Genomic DNA, 14281 nt, shown 5'->3' with positions numbered 1-14281 from the left:
CGGGGCGGCTGCTCAGTCCAGGCGGGTCGGGTCGGGGTCCAGCGCGGCCGCGAGCTCCCGGGCCTTGCGGGCGCGGACCTCCGGGGCCACCGGGTGGCGCAGCTGCCGGTAGAGCATGTCCCCCTCGAAGCGCGGGAACACGTGCAGGTGGTAGTGCCACACGTGCTGGTTGCCGGCGGGTTCGTTGTGCTGGCGCGTGGAGACCCCGTCCGGGGCCCACGCGCGCTTCATGGCCAGCGCCACCTGCTGGGCCATCAGCGCGATGCGCTGCAGCACGCGCGGGGGCAGGTCGTAGAGGTTCTCGTAGTGCTCGGCCGGGCAGACCATGGCGTGGCCCTCGTGGTCGCCGAACCCGTCCACGGCGATCAGCACGAGCAGGTCCTCGTCCTGGTAGACGGTGTCCCCGAGCTCGCAGCGGTTGCCCGGGTCGGAGACGTCGCCGGCCACGAGCCCGCAGAACGGGCAGACGTAGCCGTCCGGGGCGTGGGAGACCGGGGCGGGCGCGGTCACCGGTCCGGCCCCTCGTCGTCCTCCTCGGGGTCCTCGAAGGTCCACGAGAGCAGGTCCGTGAGGAACTCGCTGAAGGTGCCGCCCTCGTCCTGCCAGTCGCCCTCGGGGGCGTCGGCGCCGGCGGAGCGCCGCCACACCAGCGGGTCCGGCAACGCCAGGTTGTCCACCGGCAGACCCCACACGACCGTCTCGTCCGCGTCCTCCAAAAACATGAGGAAGCCGTCCCGCACCTCGAGGTCCTCGGGGTCCCACACGTAGTGGTCCGTCTCCATGAGGTCGCCGCAGTTGCCGAGGGCGAGGTAGAACTCGCGCAGGGCGGCCGGGATCATGAGCCCGGCGCCGAGCTGCTCCGCCGCGGGGGACTGGGCCAGCCGGGCGTCGACGTCGGCGGGGGCGAGGCCGTCGTCCTCGGCCCAGGCGTCGCCCAGCAGGTCCGGGACGAGCCGCTGGAAGGCCGGGAGGTACACGGGAGCGGGGGGCTTGGCGGGCATGCGGCCAGTCTAGGCCCGAGCGCCGTCCCCGGCCCGGACCGCCCGGCGGTGCAGGCGCGAGGCGTTCAGCTGGTCCACGGTGAACACCGCCAGGGACAGCCAGATGAGCCCGAAGCCCGCCCAGCGGGCCGCGGGCATCTGCTCGCCGAGGACCGTGACCGCCACGAGGAACTGCAGGATGGGCGCCGTGTACTGCAGCATCCCGAGCGTGGTCAGCGTCAGGGAGCGGGCCGCCGCCGAGAACAGGATGAGCGGAACGGCGGTGACCACGCCGAGCCCGGCCATGAGCCAGAAGTGGGCGGGCCCCTCGGTGACCGTGGTGAGCAGCCCGGCCTGCGCCAGCAGCACGCTGCCCACCACGAACACGGGGATCAGCACCACGGTCTCGGCGGTCATCGCGGTCACCGCGTGCACGGGGGAGGGGAAGCGCTTCTTCACGAAGCCGTAGAGTCCGAAGGAGGTGGCCAGCCCGAGCGCGATCCACGGCACCTGCCCCATCGCCGCGGACATCACGACGACGGCGGCCACCGCGATCCCGACGGCCACCCACTGGCCCCGCCGCAGCCGCTCCCCGAGGAAGAGCACGCCCAGCAGGACGTTCACCAGCGGGTTCATGAAGTAGCCGAGCGAGGCCTGCAGCACGTTGCCGGTGGTCACGGACACGGCGTAGAGCAGCCAGTTCACCGCGATGAACCCGGCGGCCAGCGCGGTGGCGCCCCAGCGGCCGGGCGTGGCCAGTGCCGTCCCCAGCTCGCCCAGGCGGCGCATGAGGCCGAGCAACACGAGGCAGAAGATCAGGGCGAAGCCGATGCGCACCACCACGATCTCCAGGGCCCCGGCGGGCGCGAGCACCGCCATGTAGAGCGGCAACAGACCCCACACGAAGTAGGCGGTGAAGCCGAGGGCCAGCCCGCGCGGGTCGTCGGCCGGGGCGGGGGAGACGGTGGGCAGGGCACCGGTGTCCGGGGCGGCGCCCGCGGCGGGCACGCCGGGCCGGGGGGAGGGGGAGGAGGGGCTCACGCGGGCCACTGTACGGTCCGGGTGAGCACTCTCACCCAGGTTCCTCCCGGTTGCGCCGGTAGACTGGGGGGTCGATCCCGCGCGCCGGTGCCGGGCCTCGCCCCGCGCTCCGCCGGCGCGCCCCGCCGTCGTCGAAAAGGACCCACCCGCCGTGACCGTTCGCCCTGACCGCCCGTTGCGCATCGCCATCATCGGTGCCGGACCCGCCGGGGTGTACACGGCGGACATCCTGACCAAGGAGGAGCGGGACTTCCGTGTCAGCATCGACCTGTTCGACCGGTACCCGGCCCCGTTCGGTCTGATCCGTTACGGGGTGGCCCCGGACCATCCGCGCATCAAGGGCATCGTGAACGCGCTGCACAAGGTCATGGACCGCGGGGACATCCGTTTCCTGGGGAACGTGGACTACGGCACGGATCTGAGCCTGGCGGATCTGCGTCGGCACTACGATGCGATCGTGTTCTCCACCGGGGCGGTGCGGGACGCGGTCCTGGACGTGCCGGGGGTGGAGTTGGCCGGCTCGTTCGGTGGCGCGGACTTCGCCGCCTGGTACGACGGGCACCCGGATGTGCCGCGGCACTGGCCGCTGGAGGCCACGCAGGTGGCGGTGATCGGCAACGGGAACGTGGCCCTGGATGTGGCCCGGATCCTGTCCAAGCATGCCGAGGACCTGCTGCCCACCGAGATCCCGGACAACGTGTACCGGGACCTGGCCGCCTCCCCGGTCACGGACGTGCACGTGTTCGGTCGTCGCGGGCCGGCGCAGGTGAAGTTCACCCCGCTCGAGCTGCGCGAGCTGGCGCACTCCCGCGATGTGGACATCGTGCTGTACGAGGAGGACTTCGACTTCGATGAGGCCTCGGAGAAGGCGATCGAGGAGAACAACCAGGTCCGCACCATGGTGGGCACGTTGACGAACTGGCTCATGGAGCAGGAGGACCGTCAGCAGAGCGCCTCGCGGCGGCTGCATCTGCATTTCCTCCAGGCCCCGGAGCAGTTCCTGGACGAGGACGGGGACGGCCGGGTGGATGGTCTGCGGATGCGTCGGATGGAGCTGGACGGCTCCGGTGGGGTCCGCCCGACGGACGAGACGGTGGACTACCCGGTGCAGGCGGTCTACCGGGCGGTGGGGTACTTCGGGTCCCCGGTGGAGGGGGTGGAGTTCGACGAGGTGCGCGGGGTGATCCCGAACGCGGAGGGTCGGGTGCTGGACGCGGACGGTGCCCCGGTGCCGGGGCTGTACGCCTCGGGGTGGATCAAGCGGGGTCCGGTGGGGTTGATCGGGCACACCAAGGGTGACTCCCTGGAGACGATCAAGCATCTGATCGAGGACGAGCCGGGGCTGTGGAGGGCTCAGGAGCCCTCGGAGGAGTCCGTGATCGAGCTGCTGGAGTCCCGCGGCGTCCCGTACACGACGTGGGCTGGTTGGCATGCTCTGGATGAGCATGAGAGGTCCCTGGGTGCGCAGGCGTCGGAGGCCGGTCCGGTGGCGCGGGAGCGGGTGAAGGTCGTGGACCGCGAGGAGATGACCCGCATCTCCCGCGACGGGGCGTCCGTCCCGTCCGTCTGATCCGGGGCGGGCCCTGACCGGCTCCTCGTTCGCGGTGGGCCTGCTCGGGCTCGCCGCGCTCGTGGTCGCGGGCCTGTACGGCGGCGCGATCGCAGACCGGCACGACCGCCGCCGCGTCGCGCTGGCCTCGTCGGCCGTCATGTGGCTGACCACGGTCGGCGTCGCCGCGCAGGCCTGGGCCGGACTCGAGTCGGTGCCGGCGGCGAACGCGCTGAACATGATGACGTTCTCCGTTGCCCTGATGGTCGGCCCCATGCTGGGCGGCGTGCTCGTGGGGACGGTCGGCTACGCGTGGACCTACTCGATCGACGTCGTCACCTGCCTGGCCGCCCTGTACGCCGTGTGGCGGCTGCCGTCCCTGCCGCCGCCGCGGGCCGAGGCCGCGGCCGCCTCGGGCGCGCGCGGGGGTCTGGCCTCGGTGGTCGAGGGCCTGCGCTTCCTCGGCTCGCGACCGTACCTGCGGATGACCTTCCTGGCGGACATCGTGACCATGACGACGGCGTTCCCGCGCGCCCTGCTGCCCGCCATCGGCGCTGTGGTGCTCGGCGGGGGTGGGGCCGCCGTCGGCGTGCTGCTGGCCGCGATGGCGGCGGGTGCGTTCCTCGCGGGGCTGTTCTCCGCCCCGTTCACCCGCCTGCACGCGCAGGGCTGGGGCGTGTACGTCTCGATCCTCGTGTGGGGCGGGGCGGTGGCCGCGTTCGGCGGCGTGGTCTGGTGGGCACAGTCCCTGCCCGACGGCGATCCCCGCCTCACGCTCGCGTTCGCCCTCGCCGCGCTGTGCATGGCGGTGGGCGGGGCCGCGGACTCGCTCTCCGGCGTCTTCCGCGGCTCGATCCTGCAGTCCGCGACCCCGGACCACCTGCGCGGCCGGCTGCAGGGCGTGTTCGTCGTCGTGGTGGCGGGCGGGCCGCGCCTGGGCGAGCTGATCACCGGCGGCGCGTCCGTGGGCCTGGGGGAGGGGCCGACCCTGCTGGCCGGCGGCGTGCTGTGCATCCTCGGCGTGAGCGCGCTGATGCGGTGGCAGCCCGGCTTCCTGCGCTACGACGCGCGGAACCCCACGCCCTGAGCGGGCGCGGGGTTCCGTGGCGGTGGGGAGACGGGAGGCCGCGAGCCAGCGACCGCCGAGGAGCGCCGAGCCAGACGTTTCTGCCCGTGAGCCAGATGATTCTGCTGCAGATCGGGCCGGGAGACCGCCGAATCGTCTGGATCGCGGCGGCCTGAGCCGCCGTCCGCGGGAGCCTCCATGACGACGGCGGCCGGCGGGTCAGCGGTCGCGGTCGGCCTGGAGCGTGGCCGGCACCGTGCCACCCAGGCGCGTCCAGTGGCGGACGAGGTCCTCGTCCGGGGCCGCCTGGAGCGTCTCGCGGGCCGCCTCCTCCGCCTTCTTGATGCGGCGCGCCAGACTCTGGTCCGCGCCCTCGTAGGCGGCCGCGTGCCGGTGGGAGCGCAGCGATCCGACGTCCTCCGTGCGACGCTCCACCACCGCGAGCTGCTCGGCGATCGCGTCCTGGTTGGCGCGCTGGGCCTTCAGGTTCGCGGGGGCGAGCACCTGGGCCACGAACCCGTGGTCGAGGAGGAGGCCGCGCGGGGCGGCGACGCCGTGACGCAGCGCGAGGTCCACATGGTCGTCGAAGGTCAGGAGCATGGCGGCCTTGGTGAACTTCAGGTCGTCGACCGGGCGGCCGTCCACGCGGGCCCGGGCCCGCGCCCGGCCGATCGTGGTGTCGGCGGACCACACGGCCCCGCGAGGGTCGATCAGGTACAGCATGGGGACTCCTGGTGGGATCGGAGGGGAGGCGGCGTGCGGATCAGCGGAAGTTCACGAACTGCAGGTCCGCGTCCTCGAAGTCCTTGAGCATCGCGATGACCGACTGCAGGTCGTCGCGGGACTTGGAGGACACGCGCAGCTCGTCCCCCTGGATCTGGGCCTTGACGGACTTGGGGCCCTCGTCGCGGATCAGCTTGGTGATCTTCTTCGCGGTGGGCTGGTCGATGCCCTCCTTCATGGTCGCCTCGATGCGGTACTCCTTGCCGGAGGCGAACGGGGCGCCGGCGTCGAGGGACTTGAGGGAGATGCCGCGCTTGACGAGCTTGGACTCGAACACGTCCTTGACGGCCCTGACGCGCTCTTCGGAGGAGGCCTTCATGAGGATCTTCTCGCCGGAGAAGTCGATCTCGGCGCCGACGCCCTTGAAGTCGTAGCGCTGGGCGATCTCCTTCTGCGCCTGGTTCAGGGCGTTGGACACCTCCTGGCTGTCCACCTTGCTGACGACGTCGAACGTGGAATCGCTGGCCACGGGTGCACTCCTTCAGGGTCTGCGGACGGGGTGCGCCCGTCGACGACGGCCACTCACGGGCCGCGCGGGCGCTCTGCGGGCCAGCCTACCGGGGACGACGGACGCGGTCCCGGGTCGATTGGCGGTGTGGCGCGGGGATGCTGTACAGTCGACTCTCGCCCGACCGGTGCGGTCGTCCTCGAGACGCCCGGCAGCCGCCGGGTGGCACGGCAGATTTCCCGAGCGGCCAAAGGGGGCTGACTGTAAATCAGCTGGCACTGCCTTCACTGGTTCGAATCCAGTATCTGCCACCGGAACGAAGACCCCGGGACCACACGGTCCCGGGGTCTTCTGCCGTCCGGGGCCGTGGCACACCCCGCGTCCCCGCCCCGGGAGGTGGCGGCCTCCCGCCAGGCGACGTAGCCTGCCTGTGGTCCGTGTCACATCCGATGCCCTCTGCGGTCCGGCGGCGGCACGGCCCTGCATCGTGACGCCGTACGGCGTCGCCCGACCGTCCGCGAGGAGCGCCCGATGACCGAGTCCACCGCCCCCGAGTCCTTCACCCAGGGACCGACCGACGTCGAGCTGCTCGAGCAGACCCTGGCCCAGAACCTCGACGACACCGCCCGCCTCTTCGCCGACCGCGCCGCGCTCCTGGAGTGTGGACCGGACGGGGACCCGGCCACCGGCCGCACCTGGACCTACGGGCAGCTGCGTGAGGAGTCCGTGACGGTGGCCAAGGCGCTCATGGCCGCGGGCTACGAGGCGGGGGACCGGATCGGTATGTGGAGCCCCAACGTCGCCGAGTGGGTCTCGCTGCTCTACGGCGCGGCACGCGCCGGCGTCATCCTCGTGAACCTCAACCCGGCGTACCGCGCCCACGAGCTGACCTACGTGGTCGAGCAGTGCGACATGCGCGGGCTGGTGGTGGCCTGCGCGGACGCACGCATGGACCCGCCCGCCACCGCACGCGCCGTGGCCCGTGAGTCGGCGCCGCACCTGCGGCAGCTGATCATGCTGCCGGCCGGGAGCGGCGAGGACGCCTACGCGCACGTGCAGGCCGGCGACGTGGCCGGCCGACACGCCGCCGATCCCGTGGCCGAGGGCACGTGGGCCGACTTCCTGGCCGGGGCCGCGCGGGTCTCGGACGAGGACCTGGCCGTGCGCGAGGCCGCCACCGGGCCGGCGGACCCCGTGAACCTGCAGTACACCTCGGGCACCACCGGCTTCCCCAAGGGCGTCACGCTGACGCACCGCAACGTGCTGAACAACGGCTTCCACATCGGCGAGCTGCTGGGCTACACGGAGGAGGACACCGTGGTGATCCCGGTGCCGTTCTTCCACTGCTTCGGCATGGTGATCGGCGTGATCGCCACCGTCTCGCACGGCTCGCTCGCCGTCATCCCGGCGCGCAGCTTCGAGCCGGTCTCGGCGCTGCGGGCGGTGGCCGCCACCGGTGCGACGAGCCTGTACGGCGTGCCGGTGATGTTCATCGCCATGCTCGCCCGGCCTGAGGCGGACGCGTTGGACCTGTCCACGCTGCGCACCGGCGTGATGGCCGGCTCCACGTGCCCCGTCGAGGTGATGAAGAAGGTCATCGACCGGTTCCACATGTCCGAGGTCGCCATCTGCTACGGCATGACGGAGACCGCGCCCGTGTCCACCATGACCCGCCGCGACGACTCCCTGGAGGTGCGCACCCAGACCGTCGGCCGGACCATGCCCCACGTGGAGACGAAGATCGTGGACCCCGCCACCGGTGACGTCGTCCCGCGCGGGGCCACGGGCGAGCTGTGCACCCGGGGCTACTCCGTGATGCTCGGCTACTGGGACGCCCCCGAGAAGACCGCCGAGGTGCTGGACGCCGACGGCTGGATGCACTCCGGCGACCTCGCCTCCATGGACGAGGACGGCTCCGTGCGCATCGAGGGCCGCATCAAGGACCTCGTGATCCGCGGCGGCGAGAACATCTCCCCGCGCGAGGTGGAGGAGTTCCTCTACACCCACCCGGACATCCAGGACGTCCAGGTGGTGGGCGTGCCGGACGAGAAGTACGGCGAGCAGCTCATGGCCTGCGTGATCATGAAGGACGGCATCGAGCCGCTCACGGTGGACGCCGTCCGCGAGTTCGCCGCGGGCCGGATCGCGCACTTCAAGATCCCGGCCCACGTCCGCGTGCTCGACGCCTTCCCCATGACCGTCTCCGGCAAGGTCCGCAAGGTCGAGCTGCGCGAGGAGGGCGCGAGGGTCGTCCAGGCCCAGGCCCAGGCCCAGGCCCAGGCCCAGGCCCAGGCCCAGAGCGTGGGCTGACGGCGGCCGTCACCCTCAGGCGGCGGGCAGCGGGAACACGTCCCAGATGGTGCAGACCGCCTCGGGGGCGGCGCCCAGGATGGCGGCACGGTACGTGGTCGACCACGCCCGCGGGTCGGCGTCGCGCAGGCGCCACGTGCCGTCCGTGAGCACCGCGTCCACGAACGCGGAGGTGTCGGCGGGGCTGCCGTCCTCATGGACCAGGGGGCCGCGACGCAGGGCCTCGCCCAGGTCGCCCGCCCGGCCGACGGCGTAGAGCGCGGTCTCGTCCGTGTCCAGCACGAGGCCGCAGTCCTCCTCGAAGGCGGTGATCCAGGCCATCGCGTGCCTCATGGCCTCGTCCGGGTCGGGATGGCGGGTCACGATGAGCACGGAGCCGCGCGCGCCCGGACGCAGGGAGCCGGGCGTGCCGGGGCCGTGCGGGTCGGGCTCGCGCGGGGCGGCGGCGGTGTGCGGGCGGGGCTCGAAGGCGGTGGTCATGGCGGTCTCCTCCCGGGTGGGGACTCATCAGGGTCCCGGTGGCGCCGCGCCGGTCGGGGCGGCATCGCCCACGCTAGGAACGCGGGGCGGGCGGCCGGTCGGACCCGGCCGGGGCTGGGGAGGACACGCCGGGAGCAGCGGCCTGTGCAGGAGCGGAGGGGCCGCCCGGATGCGCCGGCACGGCCCCGGCCGACCCGATGTCGCGTCAGTGGGCGCGGTGGTCGGCCGGGGCGAGCTTGGGCCCGAACGCCTGCTTGCGCTCTCCGGAGAGCCCGATCATCCGCACGACCCGCTGCCGGTGCCCGGCCCACGGCGCGAGCAGGCGGAGCATCCCGGCGTCGTCGGTCCGGCGTCCCGTGAGGACCTGCCCCACGAACTGCGCCAGGTGGTAGTCGCCCACGGAGACGAGGTCCGCCGCCCCGTGGCTGCGCTGCAGCGCCTCGGCCGTGGTCCACGGCCCGATCCCGGGCACCGACTCCAGGCGCCGGGCCAGCGCGGCCACCCCGGCCGTGTCCCCGGGAGCGACGGCCTCCCCGAGCCGGTCGATGCTCGCGGCCCGCCGGGCGACCTCCAGCACGGTCCGCGACTGGGAGGGCTGCACCCAGGCGCGCGCATGCCAGTCCCACGAGGGGATCCGCAGGACGGCGGCCGGGGTCGGCGGCGGCAGCATCCCGACCGGCACGGGGCCGGGGGCGGGCCCGTCGCCGTCGATCCGGGCGGCCAGCCGCACGAGGGTGCGCCAGCCGTGCCGCGCCTGGTCGTGGGTGACCTTCTGCTCGAGCACCACGGTGAGCAGCTGCCGGGACAGCGCGCCCGCCGCCGGCAGCCGCAGCCCGGCCCGCGTCCGCCGCGCCTCGCGCACGTGCCGCGGCAGCGCGGGCGCGCCGGAGTCCGGCCGCAACAGGGCGTCGAAGGCGCCCCAGCCGTCGTCGTGCAGGCCGAGCAGGCGTTCCACTCCGGCGACGGCGGCGCTCGCGCCCGCGCCCCACGCGCGGGCCGTCACCGCGGTGCCGCCCCCTGCGGCCTCCCGGGCGCCGGAGACCAGCAACGACGTCGGCCGGCCCGGCGCGCCCGACGCCGCGTCCGGGGCGGGGGAGCGCAGAGTGAGCCAGACGCCCTGCGGTGTGGCGCGGACCGTGGGGTCGGCCGCGCCGCGCTGCAGGGGGCGCAGGGTGAGCGCGACGTCCACGGGGACGGACACGCGCACGCGGCGCACGGCGTCCGGGGCGGTCATGCCCGCACCGTACACCCGGGCCCGGACAGGACGACGTCGGCCGTGACGGCGCGCACGCCGGGCGTTGCCCCGCGTGTCCGGAGCCCTCCTCCAGCGTCCGGCCCCTGGCGTAGCGTGGGGTGCGTGACTGAACAGACCCCCGCGCCCACCCCTGCGCAGCCCATGCAGTACGCCGAGAACGTCCTCGAGCTGATCGGGCACACCCCGCTCGTGAAGCTGCACTCCGTGACGGAGGGCATCGAGGCCACCGTGCTGGTGAAGGTCGAGTACCTGAACCCCGGCGGCTCCGTGAAGGACCGCATCGCGCTGAAGATGATCGAGGAGGCCGAGCGCGAGGGCATGCTCGGCCCGGGCGGCACCGTCGTGGAGCCCACCTCGGGCAACACGGGCGTGGGGCTGGCCCTGGTCTCGCAGCTCAAGGGCTACCGCACCGTGTTCGTCACCCCGGACAAGGTGGGTCAGGAGAAGCGGGACGTGCTCAGCGCGTACGGCGCCGAGCTCGTCGTCACGCCCACCGCCGTGGACCCGACGTCCGAGGAGTCCTACTACGGGGTCGCCGACCGCCTCGTGCGGGAGATCCCCGGGGCCTATCAGCCCAACCAGTTCTTCAACCCCGCCGCCCCGGCCTCCCACTACGAGACCACCGGCCCCGAGATCTGGGAGGACACGGCCGGCCGCGTCACCCACGTCGTGATGGGCGCCGGCACCGGCGGCACCATCACGGGCACCGGCCGCTACCTCAAGGAGGTCTCGGCGGACCGCCCGTCCGGTCCCGTCCGCGTGATCGGCGCGGACCCCAGCGGCTCGGTGTACTCCGGCGGCGCCGGCCGGCCCTACTTCGTCGAGGGCGTCGGCGAGGACATGTGGGTGGACAACTACGACCCCGCGGTCCCGGACGAGGTCATCGCCGTCGAGGACGCCGACGCCCTGGCCATGACCCGGCGCCTCGCCGCCGAGGAGGGCCTGCTCGTGGGCGGCTCCTCCGGCCTGGCCGTCGTCGCCGGCCTGCGCGCCGCGCGCGAGCTCGGCCCGGAGGACGTCATGGTGATCGTGCTGCCCGACTCGGGCCGCGGCTACCTCGCCAAGATCTTCAACGACCCGTGGATGGACGAGCGCGGCTTCGACTACGACGTCCGCGAGACCGTGCTGCCGGCGTGGGCGCGCGGACGCACCCGCTCGGCGGTCCCGCAGACGGACGACGACGGCGCCACGGGGGCCGCCGGCGGGGCCGACACGCCCGTCGAGGCGCTCGAGCACGCCGACGCCGAGCCGGCGACCCGCGCGGGCGCCCCCACCGATGACGACCGCTGGTCCGCGACGGCGGGGGAGCTGCTGGCCGAGAAGGCCGACCTGTTCCCCGGCTCCGTGCCCACCCTCGTCACCGCGGCCCCGACCACCTCGGTGGCGGACGCCGTGGCGACCATGAACCGGTACGGCGTCGACGCCCTGCCCGTGGTCCTCGAGCCCCGGCACGACCTGCGGATCGGCGAGGTCCGCGGCACCGTCTCCGCGGCCGCGCTCGCGAACGCACTCGCCGCGGGGCGGGCCACCGTGCAGACCCCCGTGGCCGACGTCATGGGCCCCGTGCTGCCCTGCCTGGGAGCGCGCACCCCGCTGCGCGCCGTCGCCCGGCGCCTCGCCCAGGACCCCGTGCTGCTGGTGCTCGAGGCCGGCCGCGTCCAGGGCGTCGTCACCCTGCACGACGTCCTCGCCCACGTCACCGCCTGAGGCCGGCCGCACCGGCCGCACCCGCCCCACCCGACCCGATCTCTCCGAGGAGGCTCCCGAGATGACCGAGCAGAACGTCCACGAGGACCCGCACGCCACCACCCCCGACACCGGCGCCGACGACGCCACCGCCCACCCCCGGGGGGGAGGCTTCGGCACGCGCGCCGTGCACGCGGGCCAGCACCTGGATGAGGTGTTCGGCGCCGTCGTCCCGCCGATCCACCTCTCGAGCACGTACGCGCCCACGGCCGTCGGAGAGCTGCGGCGCGGCTACGACTACGGTCGCGGCACCAACCCCACCCGGGACGCGCTGCAGGAGCAGCTGGCCGCGCTCGAAGCCGGCGTCGACGAGTCCGGCGCCCCCCGGGCCACCGGCCTCACGTTCGCCTCCGGCCTGGCCGCGGAGACCGCGCTGATCATGGGCGCGGGCCGGCCGGGCATGACGATCGTGCTCGGCAACGACGTGTACGGCGGCTCCTACCGCCTCATCTCCCGCGTGCTCGCCCCGTGGGGTGTGGAGCACGTCGTCGTGGACATGGGGGACGCCGAGCAGGTCGCCGCCGCCGTCGAGCGCGCCGCCGCCGCGGGGCCGGTCATGGTGTGGCTGGAGACCCCGTCCAACCCGATGATGAAGATCTCCGACGTCGCCGCGGTCGCCGAGGCGGCCCACGCACACGGCGCCCTGCTCGTGGTGGACAACACCTTCGCGACGCCGTACCTGCAGTCCCCGATCGCCCTCGGCGCGGACGTGGTGGTGCACTCCACCACGAAGTACATCGGCGGCCACTCGGACGTGATCGGCGGGGCGCTCGTGATCCCGGACGCCGCCCTCGCCGAGCAGGTGAAGTTCCAGCAGTTCGCGGCGGGGGCCGTGAACGGGCCCCTGGACGCATACCTGACCACGCGCGGTCTCAAGACGCTCGGCGTGCGCATGGACCGCCACCAGGCCAACGCCCAGGCCGTCGCCGAGTGGCTCACCGGCCGCGCCGAGGTCTCCCAGGTGCTCTACCCGGGGCTGCCGGACCACCCCGGGCATGCGCTTGCGCAGCGTCAGATGCGCGGTTTCGGCGGCATGGTCTCGCTGCGCCTGGCCGGTGGTGCCGCGGCGGCCCGCCGCGTGGCCGAGTCGACCCGCCTGTTCCAGCTCGCCGAGTCCCTGGGCGGCATCGAGTCGCTGATGAACTACCCGGCGGAGATGACCCACGCCTCCGTGGCCGGCACCGAACTGGCCGTCCCGGACGACCTCCTGCGCCTGTCGGTGGGCATCGAAGACGCCGAGGACCTCGTGGCGGACCTGGAGCGGGCTCTGGACAGCCTCTGACCCGCCGACAGCCGTGCCAGAGGTTTGGGGGCGGTTTTGGGTGGTATTCGCGTCGGATACCGCCCAAAACCGCCCCCACAGCGCAGAGGTGGGGAGCACCGGGCGGCGTAGTGTGATGGGCATGACCCTCACCGCCTTCGTCAACGCCCATGTCGTCCCCGTCGCCGCCGAGCCGTTCGACGGCACCCTGCTCGTCGAGGACGGCCGGATCACCGCGCTCGGCCCCGACGTCGAGGCGCCCGACGGCGCCGAGGTGGTGGACTGCGAGGGACGCTGGGTGCTGCCCGGCTTCGTGGACGCGCACGTCCACCTGGGCATGCACGCCGAGGGCGAGGTCGGTGCGACCGCGGACGTCAACGAGATGACGGACCCCGTGATGGCCGGGGTGCGGGCGATCGACGCCGTCGACCCGAACGAGCCGGGCTGGAAGGACGCCCTGGCCGGCGGGGTGACCACCGTGAACGTGAACCCCGGCTCGGGCAACCCGATCGGCGGCCAGGCGGTCGCGTTGCACACCCACGGACGCACCGTGGACGAGATGGTGCTGCGCAGCCCCTCGGGCGTGAAGTCCGCCCTCGGCGAGAACCCCAAGAACGTCTACAAGGAGAAGGGCCGCACCCCGTCCACGCGGCTGGGCACCGCCCTCGTGATCCGCGAGGCGTTCCTGCGGGCGCAGGGCTACATGGCCCGCCGCGCGGAGGCCGAGCGCGAGGACAAGCCCTTCACCCGCGACCCCCACCTCGACGCCCTCGCCCTCGTCCTGGAGCGCACGATCCCCTGGCGCCAGCACTGCCACCGCACCGACGACGTCGCCACCGCCCTGCGCCTGGCCGACGAGTTCGGCTACGACCTCGTCCTGGACCACGGCACCGAGGCGCACCCGCTGGCCGACCAGCTCGCGGCCCGCGGCGTGCCGGTGCTGATCGGCCCGCTGTTCACCACCAAGTCCAAGCCGGAGCTGCGGGGCCGCTCGATGCGCAACCCGGGGCGTCTGGCACGGGCCGGCGTCGAGATCAGCATCATCACCGACCACCCGGTGGTGCCCATCGACTTCCTCGTCTACCAGGCCGCGCTGTCGGTGAAGGAGGGCCTGGACCGGGAGACCGCCCTGCGCGCCATCACCCTGCATCCCGCGCGCGTGCTGGGGCTGGACGACCGCATCGGCTCCCTCGAGGTGGGCAAGGACGCCGACCTCGTGCTCTGGTCCGGCGACCCGCTCGATGTCATGCAGCGGGCCCTGCGCGTGTGGATCGGCGGCCGTCAGGTCATGGAGTACGACCTCGCCACGGCCCGGCCCGTCGTCGCCTCCGCCCGTCCCGTGGAGGACTGAGCGGCGCCGCC

13 protein-coding genes and 1 tRNA gene are annotated in these 14281 nt (G+C 73.6%); 7 read left to right on the top strand and 7 right to left on the bottom strand.

The window, feature by feature from the left end; all coding sequences use genetic code 11:
- Nucleotides 1–12: 12 nt before the first annotated feature.
- Genes MLUT_RS20340 through rarD form a run of 3 tightly spaced genes read right to left on the bottom strand, consistent with a single transcriptional unit; the run spans nt 13 to nt 2030 of the window.
- Entirely contained in the window at nt 13–510 is a 498-nt protein-coding gene (locus tag MLUT_RS20340) for an HIT family protein (RefSeq protein ID WP_010080338.1), read from the bottom strand.
- Nucleotides 507–1001 (bottom strand): hypothetical protein, encoded by a 495-nt coding sequence (locus tag MLUT_RS20335; RefSeq protein WP_010080339.1) that lies wholly within the window; start codon nt 999–1001, stop codon nt 507–509. Before MLUT_RS20335 ends, MLUT_RS20340 begins: the two co-directional genes overlap by 4 nt.
- Nucleotides 1002–1010: 9 nt before the next feature.
- On the bottom strand, nt 1011–2030 hold the full coding sequence (gene rarD, locus MLUT_RS20330) for an EamA family transporter RarD (RefSeq protein WP_010080340.1): 1020 nt from the start codon (nt 2028–2030) through the stop codon (nt 1011–1013).
- A 142-nt stretch (nt 2031–2172) separates the two neighbouring features.
- Here rarD and MLUT_RS20325 point away from each other — a divergent pair, with 142 nt between their 5' ends.
- Nucleotides 2173–3591 carry an FAD-dependent oxidoreductase gene (locus MLUT_RS20325; RefSeq protein WP_010080341.1) on the top strand — a complete coding sequence of 473 codons (1419 nt, stop codon included), beginning with the start codon at nt 2173–2175 and terminating at the stop codon, nt 3589–3591.
- Nucleotides 3592–3625: 34 nt separating this feature from the next.
- Nucleotides 3626–4657: an MFS transporter gene (locus tag MLUT_RS20320; RefSeq protein WP_010080342.1), complete on the top strand. Its 1032-nt coding sequence runs from the start codon at nt 3626–3628 to the stop codon at nt 4655–4657.
- Nucleotides 4658–4855: 198 nt separating this feature from the next.
- Here MLUT_RS20320 and MLUT_RS20315 read toward each other — a convergent pair whose 3' ends face one another.
- Nucleotides 4856–5359 (bottom strand): hypothetical protein, encoded by a 504-nt coding sequence (locus tag MLUT_RS20315; RefSeq protein WP_010080343.1) that lies wholly within the window; start codon nt 5357–5359, stop codon nt 4856–4858.
- A gap of 40 nt (nt 5360–5399) precedes the next feature.
- The gene (locus MLUT_RS20310; protein ID WP_010080344.1) at nt 5400–5888 is read right to left on the bottom strand and encodes a YajQ family cyclic di-GMP-binding protein; all 489 of its coding nucleotides are present in this window, start codon (nt 5886–5888) and stop codon (nt 5400–5402) included.
- 208 nt (nt 5889–6096) lie between these two features.
- Here MLUT_RS20310 and MLUT_RS20305 point away from each other — a divergent pair.
- Nucleotides 6097–6178, top strand: a tRNA-Tyr gene (locus MLUT_RS20305).
- 220 nt (nt 6179–6398) lie between these two features.
- Complete coding sequence (locus MLUT_RS20300; RefSeq protein ID WP_010080345.1) at nt 6399–8177, top strand: AMP-binding protein; 1779 nt, start codon at nt 6399–6401, stop codon at nt 8175–8177.
- A gap of 15 nt (nt 8178–8192) precedes the next feature.
- Here MLUT_RS20300 and MLUT_RS20295 read toward each other — a convergent pair whose 3' ends face one another.
- Complete coding sequence (locus MLUT_RS20295; protein WP_002856878.1) at nt 8193–8657, bottom strand: hypothetical protein; 465 nt, start codon at nt 8655–8657, stop codon at nt 8193–8195.
- A 205-nt stretch (nt 8658–8862) separates the two neighbouring features.
- The gene (locus MLUT_RS20290) at nt 8863–9891 is read right to left on the bottom strand and encodes a DNA-3-methyladenine glycosylase family protein (protein ID WP_012751048.1); all 1029 of its coding nucleotides are present in this window, start codon (nt 9889–9891) and stop codon (nt 8863–8865) included.
- Nucleotides 9892–10053: 162 nt separating this feature from the next.
- Between MLUT_RS20290 and MLUT_RS20285 the strand changes: the two genes are divergently transcribed.
- From MLUT_RS20285 to MLUT_RS20275, 3 genes are all read left to right on the top strand, one after another.
- Nucleotides 10054–11619 (top strand): pyridoxal-phosphate dependent enzyme, encoded by a 1566-nt coding sequence (locus MLUT_RS20285; RefSeq protein WP_010080347.1) that lies wholly within the window; start codon nt 10054–10056, stop codon nt 11617–11619.
- 61 nt (nt 11620–11680) lie between these two features.
- On the top strand, nt 11681–12940 hold the full coding sequence (locus MLUT_RS20280) for a cystathionine gamma-synthase (RefSeq protein ID WP_012751047.1): 1260 nt from the start codon (nt 11681–11683) through the stop codon (nt 12938–12940).
- A 121-nt stretch (nt 12941–13061) separates the two neighbouring features.
- Complete coding sequence (locus tag MLUT_RS20275) at nt 13062–14270, top strand: amidohydrolase (protein ID WP_012751046.1); 1209 nt, start codon at nt 13062–13064, stop codon at nt 14268–14270.
- Nucleotides 14271–14281 lie beyond the last annotated feature (11 nt).

The sequence above is a fragment of the Micrococcus luteus NCTC 2665 genome (assembly GCF_000023205.1).
Classification (GTDB): domain Bacteria; phylum Actinomycetota; class Actinomycetes; order Actinomycetales; family Micrococcaceae; genus Micrococcus; species Micrococcus luteus.
Note: the sequence above shows the minus strand (reverse complement) of the source record. Positions and strands in the feature narration are given on the sequence as shown.

What these genes read in the sequence shown, in the direction of transcription:
- MLUT_RS20335 (WP_010080339.1), bottom strand. Translation starts at nt 1,001, where the DNA reads ATGCCCGCCAAGCCCCCCGCTCCCGTGTACCTCCCGGCCTTCCAGCGG.
- MLUT_RS20315 (WP_010080343.1), bottom strand. Translation starts at nt 5,359, where the DNA reads ATGCTGTACCTGATCGACCCTCGCGGGGCCGTGTGGTCCGCCGACACC.
- MLUT_RS20300 (WP_010080345.1), top strand. Translation starts at nt 6,399, where the DNA reads ATGACCGAGTCCACCGCCCCCGAGTCCTTCACCCAGGGACCGACCGAC.
- MLUT_RS20295 (WP_002856878.1), bottom strand. Translation starts at nt 8,657, where the DNA reads ATGACCACCGCCTTCGAGCCCCGCCCGCACACCGCCGCCGCCCCGCGC.
- MLUT_RS20290 (WP_012751048.1), bottom strand. Translation starts at nt 9,891, where the DNA reads ATGACCGCCCCGGACGCCGTGCGCCGCGTGCGCGTGTCCGTCCCCGTG.
- MLUT_RS20285 (WP_010080347.1), top strand. Translation starts at nt 10,054, where the DNA reads ATGCAGTACGCCGAGAACGTCCTCGAGCTGATCGGGCACACCCCGCTC.
- MLUT_RS20280 (WP_012751047.1), top strand. Translation starts at nt 11,681, where the DNA reads ATGACCGAGCAGAACGTCCACGAGGACCCGCACGCCACCACCCCCGAC.
- MLUT_RS20275 (WP_012751046.1), top strand. Translation starts at nt 13,062, where the DNA reads ATGACCCTCACCGCCTTCGTCAACGCCCATGTCGTCCCCGTCGCCGCC.